Below are 323 nucleotides of genomic sequence, written 5' to 3'. Positions count from 1 at the left end.
GGAGAAATTGAAACGGCGCTTAGAAGCATAGAAGGCATAAGGGAAGCGGCCGTTACCGTACGGACAGACAGCGGCGAGCCGGAATTATGCGCTTATATAGAAGGACTCCCGAGAAACGAAGTGCGGGCGCAGCTTGAGAGACGGCTGCCGGGCTACATGATCCCAGCCCATATGATCGAGATGGAACAGTGGCCGGTTACGCCAAGCGGAAAGCTGGACCGGAACGCCCTGCCAGCTCCTAACGGAGCGGCAGATGCAGAGACCTACACAGCGCCAAGAAATGTGACCGAGATGAAGCTTGCCCAGCTGTGGGAAGACGTCCT

General features: G+C 57.3%; 1 protein-coding gene. It reads left to right on the top strand.

All coding sequences use genetic code 11. The features are described from left to right. The coding region (locus ACQXR1_RS22220) for an AMP-binding enzyme (protein WP_430772885.1) at positions 1 to 323 on the top strand (323 nt) is incomplete at both ends.

Origin of the sequence: Bacillus sp. ATD, assembly GCF_050585765.1 — a bacterium.
GTDB lineage: Bacteria > Bacillota > Bacilli > Bacillales > Bacillaceae > Bacillus > Bacillus stercoris.
Note: the sequence above shows the minus strand (reverse complement) of the source record. Positions and strands in the feature narration are given on the sequence as shown.